This is a genomic window from Pedobacter immunditicola, from assembly GCF_037482985.1.
Taxonomy (GTDB): domain Bacteria; phylum Bacteroidota; class Bacteroidia; order Sphingobacteriales; family Sphingobacteriaceae; genus Pedobacter; species Pedobacter immunditicola.
Map to the genome: position 1 here is coordinate 263467 of NZ_JBBHKC010000008.1, position 16395 is coordinate 279861.

Annotated in this window: 13 protein-coding genes; 8 read left to right on the forward strand and 5 right to left on the reverse strand. The window is 38.9% G+C overall.

All coding sequences use genetic code 11. The features are described 5' to 3' along the window. Position 1: 1 nt before the first annotated feature. A complete protein-coding gene (locus tag WG905_RS15780; RefSeq protein WP_339592706.1) occupies positions 2-502 on the forward strand; it encodes an FKBP-type peptidyl-prolyl cis-trans isomerase in 501 nt (166 codons plus the stop codon). Between the two features lie 190 nt (positions 503-692). Here the strand turns inward: WG905_RS15780 and WG905_RS15785 are convergent, their stop codons facing one another. After that, complete coding sequence (locus WG905_RS15785) at positions 693-2315, reverse strand: ABC-F family ATP-binding cassette domain-containing protein (protein WP_339592707.1); 1623 nt, start codon at positions 2313-2315, stop codon at positions 693-695. A 444-nt stretch (positions 2316-2759) separates the two neighbouring features. Here WG905_RS15785 and WG905_RS15790 point away from each other — a divergent pair, with 444 nt between their 5' ends. The 5 genes from WG905_RS15790 to WG905_RS15810 all read left to right on the forward strand — a co-directional run bounded on the left by WG905_RS15790 (position 2760) and on the right by WG905_RS15810 (position 6452). Beyond that, positions 2760-3341, forward strand: a complete 582-nt coding sequence (locus WG905_RS15790) for a hypothetical protein (RefSeq protein ID WP_339592708.1) — start codon at positions 2760-2762, stop codon at positions 3339-3341. A gap of 219 nt (positions 3342-3560) precedes the next feature. Then, entirely contained in the window at positions 3561-4232 is a 672-nt protein-coding gene (locus WG905_RS15795) for a DUF6766 family protein (RefSeq protein WP_339592709.1), read from the forward strand. Positions 4233-4311: 79 nt separating this feature from the next. Beyond that, positions 4312-5232: a TIM barrel protein gene (locus tag WG905_RS15800; RefSeq protein ID WP_339592710.1), complete on the forward strand. Its 921-nt coding sequence runs from the start codon at positions 4312-4314 to the stop codon at positions 5230-5232. A 150-nt stretch (positions 5233-5382) separates the two neighbouring features. Next, positions 5383-5982, forward strand: a complete 600-nt coding sequence (locus WG905_RS15805; protein ID WP_339592711.1) for a nitroreductase family protein — start codon at positions 5383-5385, stop codon at positions 5980-5982. 17 nt (positions 5983-5999) lie between these two features. Beyond that, positions 6000-6452, forward strand: a complete 453-nt coding sequence (locus WG905_RS15810; protein WP_339592712.1) for a 3-oxoacyl-ACP synthase — start codon at positions 6000-6002, stop codon at positions 6450-6452. A gap of 343 nt (positions 6453-6795) precedes the next feature. Here WG905_RS15810 and WG905_RS15815 read toward each other — a convergent pair whose 3' ends face one another. Further along, entirely contained in the window at positions 6796-7668 is an 873-nt protein-coding gene (locus tag WG905_RS15815; protein ID WP_339592713.1) for a polysaccharide deacetylase family protein, read from the reverse strand. Between the two features lie 193 nt (positions 7669-7861). Here WG905_RS15815 and WG905_RS15820 point away from each other — a divergent pair, with 193 nt between their 5' ends. Then, positions 7862-10372 carry a S9 family peptidase gene (locus WG905_RS15820; RefSeq protein ID WP_339592714.1) on the forward strand — a complete coding sequence of 837 codons (2511 nt, stop codon included), beginning with the start codon at positions 7862-7864 and terminating at the stop codon, positions 10370-10372. A 76-nt stretch (positions 10373-10448) separates the two neighbouring features. On the opposite strand, the gene WG905_RS15825 is transcribed toward WG905_RS15820, so the two are convergent. Beyond that, entirely contained in the window at positions 10449-11114 is a 666-nt protein-coding gene (locus tag WG905_RS15825) for an outer membrane beta-barrel protein (RefSeq protein ID WP_339592715.1), read from the reverse strand. Between the two features lie 333 nt (positions 11115-11447). On the opposite strand from WG905_RS15825, the gene WG905_RS15830 reads away from it, so the two are divergent. Continuing rightward, positions 11448-12935: a glycoside hydrolase family 130 protein gene (locus WG905_RS15830; protein WP_339592716.1), complete on the forward strand. Its 1488-nt coding sequence runs from the start codon at positions 11448-11450 to the stop codon at positions 12933-12935. A 13-nt stretch (positions 12936-12948) separates the two neighbouring features. Here the strand turns inward: WG905_RS15830 and WG905_RS15835 are convergent, their stop codons facing one another. Continuing rightward, positions 12949-13956, reverse strand: coding sequence for a glycosyltransferase family 4 protein (locus tag WG905_RS15835; protein WP_339592717.1), 1008 nt, complete (start codon positions 13954-13956; stop codon positions 12949-12951). A gap of 7 nt (positions 13957-13963) precedes the next feature. Continuing rightward, entirely contained in the window at positions 13964-16249 is a 2286-nt protein-coding gene (locus tag WG905_RS15840) for a glycosyltransferase family 4 protein (protein ID WP_339592718.1), read from the reverse strand. Positions 16250-16395 lie beyond the last annotated feature (146 nt).

Below are 16395 nucleotides of genomic sequence, written 5' to 3' on the forward strand. Positions count from 1 at the left end.
AATGAGTATTAAACCTAATACAGTAGTTTCCTTAACGTATGAATTGCATACGACGAACGAAGAAGGACAACAAGTTTTTGTAGAAAAAGCTGATGAGCAAAATGCCCTGGTTTTTTTATATGGTGTAGGTATGATGTTGCCAAAATTCGAAGAGCATTTGCTTGGCTTGACCGTTGGCGATGAGTATAGTTTTGAACTATCTGCTGCGGATGGTTACGGAGAGATCGATCCGGGCGCTTATGCAGATTTACCTAAAGATATGTTTAAGGATGTAGATCTTCCTAATGTTGGAGATGTTATTCCTTTACAGGATAACCAGGGAAACCATTTTAGAGCTGGTGTTACTGCAGTTCACGAAGAATCTATCTCGGTTGACTTAAATCATCCAATGGCTGGTAAAAACTTAATTTTTGCTGGTAAGATTCTTTCAGAACGTGAAGCAACGGCTGAAGAATTAAGTCATGGTCATGCTCATGGCGCTGATGGCCATGCTGGTCACTAGTTCTTAAAGAAATAACTATTAAAGGCGCGGTTTATCCGCGCCTTTTTTGTTTTATGGAGTGCTGTATTTGAAGGTAACGATCTATTGTCGTAAGCTTATACAGAAATCGTAGCCGATCTACTGTGGATGTACAAAAACGGGCCGTATCATCCTGTAGATGATACGGCCCGCTAACGTAATTTATATTCTTTTACTTGTACATTTCGACACGTAAATCAGCTATTTCTTCGCTTGTGATGTAATCATCGTAAGTCATCATTCTGTCTATGCTCCCTCTTGGCGTAAGTTCGATCACTCGGGTAGCCACAGATTCTGTTAAGGCATGGTCACGGGAAGTAAACAGGGCGGTGCCTCTAAAGTCCTTCAAACCGTTGTTAAGTGCAGTAATCGATTCCAGGTCCAGGTGATTGGTTGGCTCATCAAATAACAACAAGTTTGGGTGTTTCAGCATCATCTGGGAGAACATACAACGCATTTTCTCACCACCAGACAATACTTTACAGTTTTTCAATACTTCTTCACCAGAGAATAACATACGGCCCAGGAAGCTTCTCACAAACTGCTCATCTTTATCCGTATCAGAATATTCTCTTAACCAATCAACAAGGTTCATGTCTTTACCGTTGAAATAGTCAGAATTATCATTCGGTATATCGGCCACATTAATGGTGACGCCAAATTTAAAATCGCCTGTATAATCTTTATCACGACCAGTTAACACGTTATAGAAGGCGGTAGTTGCTAAACTGTTCTGGGAAATTACAGCAATTTTATCGCCTTTATTCACCATGAAGTTAACGCCCTTAAACATCACTTCGCCGTTGGAAACCTTCGATAAGTTTTCCACCTGCAGAATCTGATCTCCGGCTTCTCTGCCTAAATTGTTAAATAAAATGGCAGGATATTTACGACTGGAAGGTTGAATTTCCGTTAGGTCGATCTTGTCCAAGGCCTTTTTACGGGAGGTTGCCTGTTTTGATTTGGATGCATTAGCACTGAACCTTTGAATAAATTCCTGCAGTTCTTTAACCTTATCTTCCAGTTTTTTGTTCTGGTCACTGCGTTGTTTCAAGGCAAGCTGGCTAGACTCATACCAGAAGGTATAGTTACCAGAGTAGATATTCATTTTGCTGAAATCAATATCAACAATATGTGTACAAACGGCATCTAAAAAGTGCCTGTCGTGAGAGACCACCAATACAATACTCTGATAATCTGCCAGGAAGTTTTCCAGCCAGGCAATGGTATCTATATCTAAATCGTTGGTAGGCTCATCTAAGAGCAAGACGTCAGGGTTACCAAATAAAGCCTGTGCCAATAAAACACGTACTTTCTGGTTACCGTCAATTTCTTTAAGTAGTTTATAGTGTTGTTCTTCCTTGATACCCAAATTGCTGAGCATGGTGGCAGCATTGCTTTCCATGTTCCAGCCATCCATTTCGGCGAACCTATTTTCAAGTTCTCCCGCGCGCTCCCCATCTTTATCGGTGAAATCTTCCTTCAAATAGATGGCATCTTTCTCCTTCATGATATCGTACAGTTCCTTGTAACCCATCATAACAGTTTCAAGAACGGAGAATTCATCAAACTCGTAATGGTTTTGTTTTAATACGGCCATTCTTTCCCCCGGTGTAAAAGCCACGCTACCAGAGGTTTGGTTAACTTCACCAGAAAGAATTTTTAGGAAGGTTGATTTACCTGCTCCGTTAGCACCAATTACACCGTAACAATTGCCATGGGTAAATTTTAGGTTAACATCTTCAAATAAGGTACGTTTTCCGTAACGCAGAGATAAATTAGAAACTGAAATCATATATGCTTAAAAAATTATTTGCAAAGGTAGTCAAAATTTATAAAATGGTTTTTATGAGGCAAGGGTGCATGTAGCTATATAGTTTGTTAAATTACATAAGATCTACATATTGCCATGATTTAATTATTGCTTTTCAAAGAAATCCCGGCAAATCCTGGTCAACTAAAAATGAGTATTCAAGATAGCTGACATTTTCGCCTGAATTATGAAGTGTAGAATCGATGGGCTAAACGATCTAAGAGAATTTGATAAATATCATTTAATATTTAGCCTTCATGTGAAATTTAATTTCTCAAAGCGTTATCAACTGCGCTTATATAACATAAGAAATTTTAGGCAGGAAACCAACTATTATTTAAACAAAAAACATTGTAATCTTTTGATAAACAATTTTTTACAAAGTGTGTTCTAGTTTTAATTAACCGTGAATTTAAAGAATATGTTATGAAAAGTTTATCTATTTTCTTATTAACGGCACTTGTAGGGGTAGGGCTTTCCTCAAGTGCACAAATTCAAAAAGGTAATGTGATGGTAGGGGCCAACTTTGCAGATATCAGTCTGGATTTAGACAGGCCAAACGTCTTTAATGCCTTCCTTACGCCAAAAGCCGCCTGGTTCATTAAAGATAATGTAGCCGTCGGTGCTTATGTAGAGTTTGGAATTCAAACGGCAAAAGGTCAAACCACCACCACCACCTACGGAGTTGGTCCTATGGCAAGGTATTACACGGGTTCTGATGTGGAAGTATTGAGACATGGTCGTTTATTTGGCGAGGCTACGGTTGGTTTTGGTGGTCAGAACGTGAGCGACGGTGGGGGTTCTACTAATGGTCTTAATTTTAGCCTTGGTCCTGGTTTTGCTTATTTCATTACCCCCAATATCGGTGTGGAAGCCTTGTTTAAATATAATGGTTTAGCCGGTTTTGGAAGTACCAATTATCAAAATAACTTAAACTTACAATTTGGCTTGCAAATCTATCTTCCTGGAAGAGGTACTGCAGACAAAGTAAGGGATGATGTAAGGTAATAATGCGAAAGGCTAAGTTTTGAAATTAATTTGGTTCTGAACATTTTCTAATTCACTGCCTAAATCAGGTGACTGTATTCCTCTTTAAAAGGCAGTGCAGGATAGTCTTTTGTTTCTTTTTTGGGCTACCTAATCCCTTGCTACTCTGGAGAACTAAGTGTTAATGATTAATTAAACTATTTGTAATGGTGTTTTGTTGTTGTACCAAATAGCAACATCATGAAAAAGCCAGAGAAAAAACATTCATTTTTCTATCGTAACAGCTTGTCCCTCGTTTTTTTGTTTATTTTTCTTTTAACCCTGAGCGCCCAGGCCTATGCGGGTTGGAAAGAACATAATGAGGAACTTCAGGATAAAAATGCGAAAGAATTGGAGTTTAGGACTTACCTGCAAAGTGGTCATTTCATCTCGGCTACCTTTGAAAATTTTGAAAGTGAATTTCTACAAATGGCCTTGTATGTTTTACTTACTGTTAAGCTAAGGCAAATTGGCTCTGCAGAATCTAAATCATTGGATGAAGAGGAAGAAGTGGATCGTGAACCGGTGCCCTCCGAAGATGCCCCATGGCCGGTGAAAAAAGGTGGCTGGATCTTGAAATTATACAGTAACTCATTAGGTATTGCTTTTTCTATTTTATTCCTATTAAGCTGGGGCATGCATTTGTACGGAAGCTTGCGAGATCATAATGTAGAGCAAATGTTATTGAACAAGCCTACAGCTACCGTCGTGGAGTTTCTGATAGAACCCCGGTTTTGGTTTGAAACGTTTCAAAACTGGCAAAGTGAATTTTTATCCGTTTTGTCTATTGTGTTCTTAACCATTTACTTAAGACAAAAGGGCTCTCCTGAATCAAAACCTGTAGATGCACCTCATATGGAAACAGGTAAATAACTACAAAAAAAATAGAATACTGCTATGGATTTTCATTACTTTAGAACTATAAACATTATAAATATTTGAACCAATAATCATGAAATCAACTAGCCGTAGGAATTTTTTGAAAGATATGGGGATGTTATCTGCTGCTGCAGGGCTTTCCTCTTTGATGCCATTTGACGTAGCTGCTTTTGCTAAAAAGGAGTTTTTTAAGATCTCTTTAGCAGAGTGGTCATTTCATAAAGCATTGTTTGCCGGGAAAATGACAAATATGGATTTTCCTTTAATAGCTAAGAATGATTTTGGGATTGATATTGTAGAATATGTGAGTGTTTTCTTTAAAAAGAGCGAATCTGACCCCGCATACATTAAAGAATTGTTAAACAGAACTAAAAATGAAGGGATTCAAAATCACCTGATCATGGTTGATGGTGAAGGCAATTTGGGCGACTTGGATGAAAAAAACCGTATTCAGGCTGTTGAAAATCATTACAAATGGGTAGAAGCTGCGAAAGCGCTGGGTTGCAAAACGATCCGTGTTAATGCTGCTGGTAAAGGTACTGAGGATGAAGTTAAAACTGCTGCCGTGGATGGTTTAGGCAGACTGGCTGAATATGGTAAGAAGCATCAAATTAATATTATTGTGGAAAACCATGGCGGCTACTCTTCTGATGGCAAATGGTTGTCATCGGTGATGAAACAAGTGAACAATCCTTATTGCGGTACCCTGCCGGATTTTGGGAATTTTAAAGTGAGTGCCACGCGTGAGTACGATAAATACCAGGGTGTAAAGGATCTGTTGCCTTTTGCTAAAGGGTTAAGTGCCAAATCCATGGATTTTGATGGAAATGGGAATGAATTGACCATTGATTATGACCGTATATTCAAATCTGTAAAAGACGCTAAATGGACTGGGATCGTCGGCATTGAATATGAGGGATCCAACTTGTCGGAGGAAGAGGGTGTTAGGAAAACAAAAGCTTTATTGGAAAGAATCAAAAAACAATATTCATAATTTTCAGAATTAATTTATCGCTTTTTTAAAGATTGCCCGAAGTCAGAAGTTAGGTTTAACTTCTGCTTTGTATGGCATTGCAGGACATTTCATAATATTAAATTTATTGGGAACAGGCTTGATTGTAACCTTAAAGGTTAACTTTGCTTTTTGAGTTTACAAAGAGATCATATGGCAGCTGAAATCAATATCCTTACAGAGATTATACAAAGAAGACGGAGTATTTTTCCTATAAATTATAATCAAAAGGAAGTTCCTGTTGAAGTAATTAAACAGCTTCTGGAAAACGCAAATTATGCACCTACGCATAAATTAACGGAGCCCTGGCGGTTTGTTGTCTTCAGAGGAGAAGGAAAGAAAAGACTAGGATTCGAGCTGGCACGTATTTATAAGGATACTACTCCTCCGGCTTTATTTTTGCAAAAGAAATATGATAGCATCACCGCAAAAATAGATCAGGCCAGTTGTGTAATTGCCCTCAATGCACAGTTGCATCCTGAAAAATTGCCCGAATGGGAGGAGGTTGCCTCCTTAGCTTGTGCTGTTCAAAATATGGCGCTTACGGCTGAGGCTTTGAATGTAGGTGCTTATTGGAGTTCGCCAGGTTTAATCACTGAATTAGGCGAGTTCCTGAATTTGGCTGAAAATGAAAAGTGCTATGGCTTTTTTTACATGGGTTATTATGAGGAGGAACCTGCTCCGGTTAAAAGAACGCCTATTGCCACAAAGGTGACCTGGGTTGAGGATTAAGATTACAGCAAATAGAAATGGAAAATATTAAAGCTCAGTTATATCATCTGTGTCAGGATTTAATGGGACAAAGAATTGAAACTGCAGAAACCGCATTGGAACAGGCTCGTGAAGCCAGTAATGATGATACTAAAAGCAGTGCTGGCGACAAGTTTGAAACTACACGCGAAATGATGCAACAGGATATTACCAGGAATAAAAGCTTGCTGATGGACGCGAAACAAAATCTACGGGTGCTGGAAGCTATCAAAGACACACCAAAGAGTGATCGGGTTAAAAGTGGTAGCTTGGTGGAAACCTCAGAAGGTGTGTTTTACATCAGTATCAGTGTTGGTCAGTTGAGTGTTGATGGGAAACCTTTTTTCGCCATTTCTGCACTGTCGCCAATAGGGCAGTTGCTTTTGGGAAAGAAGGTTAATGATTCCATTAGTTTCAATAACAAGAAATACATTATTAAAGATATCAATTAGTAAGATTGGCTTTTTGCTGTTGGATTCTTGAACCAAATGAATTGATAATCACTGGTTCTGTTGAAATAGCGGAAAATACGCCTTAACTCTTAAGCTGAATCGCTATACTAGCAAGAGAACATTTGAGTTAAATTCTTTCAACCGTTTTCAAAGCAAAAAGAACATCAGGTAACCTGACTCACTCAAAATAAACTTGCCAAGCTTCGCCAAATACCCCTCTTCCAAGTATCCTAACCTCCCTGCCCGGATACTAAATATAAAATAGCCTATCCTGTCAAGAGACCTAGGAAGTTTTGCCCTTTTTCAGGGCAAAAGATTCCAGTCTCGTACAGGATAGGCTATTTTAAAAACTGTTTTTGATGCTGTTACTCAACGTATTCGCATTCCAATAACCACTTGATATGATTCTTCTGATCGTATATAACGGATCATTTTCATCACGCTTCGTTGCTAAAATATAAGCTGATTTCATGCCGCGCTTTTTAAGCTCTGGTATCGCCTCCGGGTTCCATAATCCGAAAGGAAAGGCAAAATCAGTTACTTTTTTACCGGTGATCGCTTCCAGTGTTTTTGTTGGTTTTTCAATCTGAATTTCCCAATCTTTTCCTTGGTATTTTTTAACATTATGGTGATCCCAGGTATGAGATCCTATCACATTTCCAGCATCAGCCAATGCCTTAATGTCATCTTTTGTCATATAATTGGGCCTTCCAATAGCTACTGTCATGATAAAAAATACCGCTTTAAAACCATATTTTTCCATTTCAGGAGCCGCAATGGCAAATTGATTCTTTTCCGTATCATCAAAAGTAATCATGATCGGCTTTTCAGGAAGTGGGGTGCCATTGTTTAGATAAGCATAATATTGATCCGGTAAAATGGTTTTGTAACCACTATCGGCAAGCATTTTCATATGTTCCTTAAAGGTGGCAATCGGGATGATGTAATCTTTAGCAGCCTTGGAATCTGTAGGTTTCCAGTCGCGAACCTGATGGTAACACAACACGGGAACTTGTTTCCTCGCTAAAATTGTCTTGGCATCAGCGACCTCAATTTTAGCGACGTCGACAGGCTTTTCGGCTTTTTCTTCAGGATTAACACTTGTTTCGGCGAGCAGCAGGTCTTTGCCGACCTTGTCGTCACTTGGCGTTTTTGATTGGCAACCGGCGACTAGTAAAAGCGCTGCTGCGGCAATGGATAAGAAATGGTTTTTCATTAAAATATAATTTGTCTTTTATAGGTGATGCAGCAATCGTAAGCCTTATTTGCTTAGATGAGTTCCAGGTAATTTGATAACGCTAAATCTCTGAATACTGTGCAAAACTATGAAGATATCTTATTTATTACAATGTCGGGTAAAGATGTGGTGTAATAATTCAATATTTTAGGCATTTATTAAGATTACATACATGAATAAATTCTACATCCTGCTCTTATTAGTGCTGGTTTCTTATGATGACCTTGCTGCTCAAAACAAAACCTTTACTATAAGCGAACAGGTCACAAGCTCTCCGAAAGCTAACTATCAGCTCGCGTCCGGATTTTCACCTGCTAAACTAAAAAAAATGGTGTTCTCCACTTCGGTAGATCCACATTGGTTGAAGCTGAGTAATCGTTTTTGGTATGAGTATGAAACTCCAAATGGAAAGCATTGGTACATGGTGGATCCCGCAAGCAGAACTAAGAAAGTCATATTCAACAATGAAAAATTGGCTGCCGACATTACCCGCATAGTTCGTGATCCCTTTGATGCACAACATCTGCCTATCGAAGAATTGAAATTCTCTAGTGATGAGAAAAGTATCACCTTCGAGGTTAAAAGTTCTGTTGATGAAATAAAGAAGGATAGAAAAGATAAAAAGGCTGCTGATTCCATGCAAAAGAAAATATTTTTCTTTAATTATGATATCGCTTCCCAAAAGCTTACCGAAGTTCCTGATTACGCTAAGGCTAAGGCAAAACCATCATGGGGAGCTGTAGCACCTGATTCTTCTGCTGTTATATTCTCCCGCAATTATAATTTGTATTGGATGAATAAGGAGAACTACAAAAAAGCGGTTAAGAATGAGGAAGATAGTACGATTGTGGAACATCAGCTGACTAAAGATGGGGAGAAATTCTATGCTTATGGTAGTGATGGTGATGGTGAAGACAATGTGGCAAATGAGAAAAATAACAAGAAAAGGCGTCGAGCGTATGTGATGTGGTCTCCAAATGCTAAACACTTTGTGTTAAGTCGCAGAGATTCACGGAAGGTCAAAGATTTATGGGTGATCAATAGCACTGCATCTCCAAGGCCTACCATTGAAACTTACAAGTATCATATGCCCGGTGAAAAAGAAGCTCCCGTGGATGAAATACTTTTATTTGATTTTCAGGCAAAAACGTTTAAAAAACTAAATACTGCTGCATTTAAGGATCAATCTGTATCCATCTGGCCGGCACCTTTTTTAAATAAAGATCGCGATGATGAATTCAGGCCTTCTTTGTGGTTGGGTAACAATAGTAAGATCTACTTCTCGCGTACCAGCAGGGATTTGAAAAGGATTGATATCTGTATGGTTGATATCCATACGCAGGAGATTACTACTTTGATTGATGAGCGCTTTAATACTTATGTGGAGATTAACAGACCGGGATTGGTAAATGATGGGAAGGAGATTATCCATTGGTCTGAAAGGGACGGTTGGGCTCATTTTTATTTGTTTGACGCTAACGGAAAGTTGAAAAATCAAATGACCAGTGGTTCTTTCCACTGTGAGAGTATAGTGAACATAGACCACAAAAACAGGGTCTTATATTTCACTGCCAATGGGAGGGAACAAGATGAGGATCCTTATTATATGCACCTTTACCGCGTGAATTTTGATGGTTCTGGGATGAAGCTTTTGAACAAGGGGAATTTTAACCATGAGGTGAACATGAACGACGAGGCTCGTTACTTTGTGAACAACTTCTCCAGGGTTAATAGCGTCCCTAAATCTGTTTTAATGGATGGAAATGGCAACCAGATCATGGATTTGGAAACTGCTGATCTTTCTTTATTAATGGCAAGCGGTTACAAATTTCCTGAGCCTTTTAAGGTGAAAGCAGATGATGGTATAACGGATATTTATGGGGTAATGTATAAGCCATTTGATTTCGATGCCAATAAAAAATACCCTATCATCCAATATGTCTACCCGGGGCCTCAGACCGAAGCTGTAAACAAATCTTTTACTAAAAGCATGGATAATACGGATCGTTTGGCACAGTTAGGCTATATTGTGGTTTCTGTAGGTAACAGGGGTGGTAACCCGGCACGCTCCAAGTGGTACCATACTTTTGGTTATGGAAACCTAAGAGATTATGGGCTGGCTGATAAAAAGGCTGCTGCAGAGCAATTGGCTGCAAGACATCCTTTTATTGACATCTCCAGGGTGGGTATTACCGGACATTCGGGTGGTGGTTTTATGTCAACCGCTGCCATGCTGGTCTATCCTAATTTCTTTAAAGCTGCTGTTTCTAAAGCGGGTAACCATGACAATAGCATTTACAACCGCTGGTGGAGTGAAAAGCACCATGGTGTGAAAGAGATTATTTCTAAAGGTGATACTACTTTTAAGTACAATATTGATAAAAACCCCGAACTGGCGAAAAACCTGAAAGGGCACCTGATGATCATGACGGGTGATATTGATAATAATGTTCACCCGGCAAATACCGTCAGATTAGCAAATTCATTGATGAAAGCTGGTAAAAGGTTTGAATTTGTAATCTTGCCCGGCCAGCGCCATCACTTTGGTGAATTAACTGAATATGCTTTCTGGAAACTCGCCGATCACTTTAATAAATACCTGATCGGTGATTTCATACAGTCTGATCAGGTTGATATCATAGAAATTGACAGGGAAGTGGAGAAGAATGGTAGAGTATTATAAATACAAAATGCCCTGGCGAATAACCAGGGCATTTTTTTATAATGAAATTAGCAATTTTGAATGTTGCTTATTCTGATTAGAAGTGGAACATTACACCTAACTTAGGAGCAAAGGTATCAGCATCTAAACCAAATGAATTATTTTTGCTTTCACCACCTGTCACTTCGTCTTTAACTTTGAAGTGGTTGTAAGCTAATCCATTAACTGAAAATTCTATACCGATTCTCTTTGTTGGATAAAAAGCAAATCCCGGAGCAAGGTTTACACCAATGCTGGTTGTGCTCGCATATTTATCATCAGCAACATCTCCTTGGTCACTCACAAATTTGTTGTTTCCAAATGCCATTGGAACTGATAATTGTCCGAAGAATTTGAACTGGTCAGACAGGTCAACATAGTAACGACCGAATGGTGAAACTTGAAATGCTTGGTTTAAATTGTTATCGCTTACTTGTTTGTCATAAGTGTAACCAACACCTGTACCAATTGCAAAATTATCGCTTACAAAATAACCTACACTAGGTACAATGTTAAAACTAACATCAGATTTAGCTGCACCGTCTGTTTTCGATGTGTTAAAACCTACATTTCCGCCTAATAATACATTTCCTTTTTCTGTTTGGGCTTGTGTTGATAAACCAAATGCTACAACTGCAACCATTGATAATAATAACTTTTTCATCTTTTCTTTTTGTTTTAATTTATAAATAAGGCCATTTGCGTGTTTATATTTTCTGACCATTGATGTCATATAGTCAATAGCTGTGCCAAAGCGATTGTGGTTCTCAGCTGCCCTGAGAGCGGTTTTTGTTAACTTGTTAATTCATAGGATGATAAATTTTACTAGCTCCATACATATTATTTTGTGGTGACAATCATTGGAATCTACAATTGACTGAGGTAAACCTGGCCTTCAGTCATTTTGACTATAATTGTTAATTCGTCAGTTGTATGAATAACTTTTTGGCAGTACTTTTGCTTTATGACGTAAGGTTTTAAAAAAAGTGGGGTGCTTAAAATTAAAGTATTTTAATTTTTATAAAACTATTATATCCCTTATAAACGTTGTTAATCTATGAGACTACAAATTGACCGTAAACCTGTTAAAGTATATCCTGATCCAAAACGTGTAATTGCAAGATTTTTTTTTAACGGAGAACAGCGTGCACAACAAATCATAAGGCTGGTGCTTAAGTTAACTAAAGAGGAAGTTTTTTCGCAAATTTCTCCCTTGCTTCAGGAGTATTCCAAACGGCACCGTAACATTACCAAGATCCTGGCAAGACATTGTAAGAAGCTTAAATATATCATGGACTCCATGGGGGTTGATTATGATATTTTGGATAAATACCAGCGTCTATTAATCGGATCTTATTTTACCCATGAATATTCCATAGAATCTGCAGCATTTTTTAACCCCTCCATTGTACAGGATCCTGATCAAACTGATTTAGTGGAAGGTGAAAAGCGGGTTATCATCAGTTTTAGGGCTGTGGGTGAAGGTCATATTTCTTCTGTGGTTTTTAGAAGAGCCTTAATAGACAGGCACAATAATATTTTTGTAACTGCTGCAGGTAATTATATTGATGAGGCTGAAGTGATCCGCAATGCAGTTTATGATAAAAAGCTTTTTCTTAAAAAGGCCATTGATTCCAAGATTGATATAGAAGTGTTAGATGAAGTTGGCAGTAGATTGCAGGATAAATTTGATTATTCTTTATTAAGAAGGGTTATCCTGGACTCCAAAAATCTGCAGGAGAATGATCTTAAAAAACTGGAATACGATAAGGTATTATGGTTGTCTGATGCTTACCATGAGATTAGTTTTTCAAGAGATACGGACATTTCAGACCGCGTAATTTTCCCTATTTCGGAATTTGAACGTAAAGGGATTGAAGATGCGCGCTTCGTACGTTTTATAAATGACGACGGAAGCATCGTTTACTATGCTACTTATACCGCTTTCGACGGTGCGATAATTATGCCTAAATTATTGGAAACTACTGATTTTTACGACTTCAAAGTGAGTCCGCTTCATGGTTCAGGTGCAAGGAATAAAAATCTGGCTTTATTTCCCAGAAAAGTCAATGGTAAATATGCCATGATGTCCCGTATTGACGGGTTTAATAATTACCTGATGTATTCAGACAGATTGACTGTGTGGGACAACCCCATAAAGCTTCAGGAGCCTGAGTTCCCCTGGGAATATGTTCAAATTGGGAACTGTGGGTCTCCCATTGAAACAGAAGAGGGTTGGCTGGTGATTACGCATGGTGTTGGCCCGATGCGTAAATACTGCCTTGGTGCTTGTTTATTAGATTTAGAAGATCCTTCTATTGAGATTGGCCGCCTGCACGAGCCCTTAGTAATGCCGAATATAGAGGAACGCGAAGGTTATGTGCCAAATGTGCTTTACTCTTGCGGTTCAATTATAAACAATGGGGAACTCATCATTCCTTATGGCTTATCGGACTATTGTTCTTCGTTTGTTACAGTGAATTTAGAAACGTTGTTGAACAAGCTCAAGGCTTCAGTAAGTAAAACTAGCTTAAAGCTTCAGTGAGTCAAACAAGTTTTTAGGTTTTCCGAATTTGATGGTAGAGGGTGATATAATCTTCTACCATTTTTTCTGTGGAAAATTTGCTGATGGCCCAATCGCGGCAATCCATCCTGCAAATCCCCTTTATCTGTTCTACCATTGCTGCCGCCTCCGCCACATCCTTCACTAAATAGCCTGTCACCTTATCACTAATCAATTCTGGCATAGAGCCCCTGTTAAAAGCAATAACAGGCGTTCCGCATAGCATCGCTTCGGCAACACTTAAGCCAAAAGGCTCATCAAAGTTAATGGGATGCAAAAGTGCATAGGCTTTGCCTATTAATTCATCTCTTTTTTCAGGTCCTGCAGCACCTATAAATGTGATATGGTCATCTAAAAGTGGCTCAATCTTTTCTTTGAAATAAACCTCATCCTGAACAATTCCCGCAATAATTAAGCGCCTTTTACTTTGTTTTGATATTTGAATGGCTTCTGCCGTTCCTTTATCCGGATGTATCCTGCCGAAGAACAACAGGTAATCTTCAGGGTGCTCATTATAAGTAAAATGACTCGTGTTTAGCCCGTTGTAAACAGTTCCCAGATATTGAAGGTTTGGGTGCCTGTTGGCATCACTTATCGCGGCATAATAACTATTGTTGTTATATTTCTGGTACACCTCAACAATCTTCTCTGAAGAGAAGCCATGAATAGTTGTTATCATGGGCGTGCTGATTAATTTCGAATAGGTGAGGGGCAGAAAATCGAAGTGGTTATGGATCAGCTCAAACGAACTTGATTGTTCCATCAGGTGGCTGATATGCAGGCATTCCAGCACCTTGGCATCCTGTGAGCGATCTTCTTCGTAACCTTTTTCAACCACAAATTGTAATTGACCTTTAGTCAATGAATCACCCGTTGCAAAGAGAGTAACGTCAAAACCTTTATTGACCAATCCTTCGGCAAGGTTCGAGGCGATCTGTTCCCAGGGGCCATAGTGGCGTGGAGGGGTTCTCCAGGCCACTGGCGCTAATATAGCAATCTTCATCCTTCAGTTATGGTTGAGAAGCTACTATTTTCTGAGTATCATATATCTCGTTATTGTGAATAAATTCATATTCAAATTCCAGCGCCTTGAGGACTGCTAAATGCGAGATCCAGTAAGCAAGGGTACTTTCTGCGCCTTGGTTACGGTTAACGCCGTGCGGTTGCAAGCCATCGCCACAGCCTTTGGTTTCATGATCGTAAAGTGGAAGCCTTAAGCTGTTTTCACCGAGAAACCACTGGTAACTCAGGTACATCTGTCTGATGTATTTCAAATCATGTGAAATCTGGTAACCTTTGAAGTACATCAGCACCATAGCCATCGTTTCAATAGCCTGTTGATCATAGATAGCCATTTCTTTAGTTCTGTACAGCCATCCATCATTGCCAATCGGACTAAGGTATCCTTTATCAAGGGTGAGCATCGTTAGAAACTCCATACTTTCCAAGCCAATGTCTAATGATTCCTGATTATGGGTAATTTCATAATGGGATAAAAGCGCCAGCGGCAAAATACCATTATCATAAGTAAGCTGTTCCTCAAACCAATGCCAGTTTTCGCCCTTATTACTCTTAAATGCTGTGATTAATGGCTTAGCCAGGTTATCCATATGCTCAATCATACCCTCATCATAAGGATGAGCTTTTAAATAATGGCTCAGCCCGATCATCGTGTTGGCAATTCCCCGGAGGTGCTCCAGTTGGGAGAAATGCGGGACGGATTTATCAAACAATTCCTTGCCAAATTCACGGTAGGAGTTGTTAGGTGCATTATTGATCAAGTACCCTAATGCCCAGATCGTCCTTCCAAATGAATCTTCAGAACCCACATCATCTAAGTATTCCCTCCTGAAGCTTAAAAAGTTCCTGAAGTTTCCATCATCGCATTGCATGTATTGAATATAACTCAAGTAGACAGGAATAAGTTCTATTGCCGTTTTACTCTTGTTCTGCTGGTAGGCAAGAATCACTGCAATCAACGCGCGTGAATTATCATCCAGGCAATAACCCTCTTTTAAATTAGGTATCCCGTATTTAGCATGTTGAACTATGCCTGTATCATCTGTTAATCGCTGGATATGCGCCAGACTAAAAGCAGGCATTAAATCAGGATCAATGATCGGCTTATGTTGCTCATTGGCCTGATTAGCATCTGTAATAGCCTGTTTTAAAGCATCAATGAAAACCTTTCCAATAGTGGGCCATCGAAGGTGCTTTCCGTACTGATAAGCATTCTTTTTTAGGAGTGCAAGTTTGTCCGGCTCATCAAATAGTTCATTGACGATATTTGACAAAGCTTCATGATTTCTAAAATCAAACAACCTGCCCCTGTTATCTGCAAGCAGTTCCTGTGCATGCCAGTAGGGTGTAGAAATTACTGCAGCACCCGAACCTACAGCATATGACAGTGTTCCACTGGTAATTTGTGCCTCATTGAGGTAAGGAGTGACATATAAGTCGCATGCCGTAAGGAAATCATATAATTCCTCCTCAACAACAAACTTATTAATGAAGACGACATTATTCTCCACATCTAATTTTCGGGCAAGCTTTCTAAGGCTATCACGGTATTCTTCGCCGGAATTACGAATAACCCCGGGGTGCGTGGTACCTAATATAACATATAATACATTGGGATGTTTCTCAACGATTTTAGGCAGGGCTTGAATCACTGTTTCCAGCCCTTTATTTCTGCTAATTAACCCAAAAGTGAACATTATCTTTTTGTTCCTGAAGATTTTGGAATTTTTAACGGGATTATCCTTTTTAGGTTCATAGTCAGGAACCCCATGCTCTATCAGCTGAATTTTACTCAGCGGGATATCATAAATGCTGGTTAAAAAGCCAACTGCCCGGTGACTCATCACCACAATTTTAGCAGAATGCTTTGCAATTTCCCTCACGATGGTGAGCTGCATGAAATTGGGATCTTTTAAAATTGTATGAAGGATCGTTATTAGCGGTCTTTGTATCCTGGCAATCATGGGAAGTACATATACACCATTATCACCACCATAAATACCAAACTCATGTTCTAAAACACATACATCCGATAAACTGGTGTTAATATAATCAGCACCCCTTATATAATCTTTTTGATTGTCTTGTCTGATGATATATTTAACTTCCTGAGGAAATTTATAGGTGTCAAGGCGATCGGAATCACTCATTGCAACCACAAAACTTTCCTTAGAAATTGTTTTTTTATCAAAACCAATGGCATTCAGTAAATTGTAATTGAACGTGGCAATGCCACACTCACGGGGAGGATACGTTGATATATAAGCGATTTTCATCAGTAATTTATTTGTCTTTTAATTGATTGAAGTCTACACTACAAACAATCTAAAGCGAAAAAAGTTCCATAAGAGCGGTGGAGAATATCTGATTTTTAGTTTTTATGACAAAAAATAGGCTGTAAACAAAAAAGGCAGACTATTTA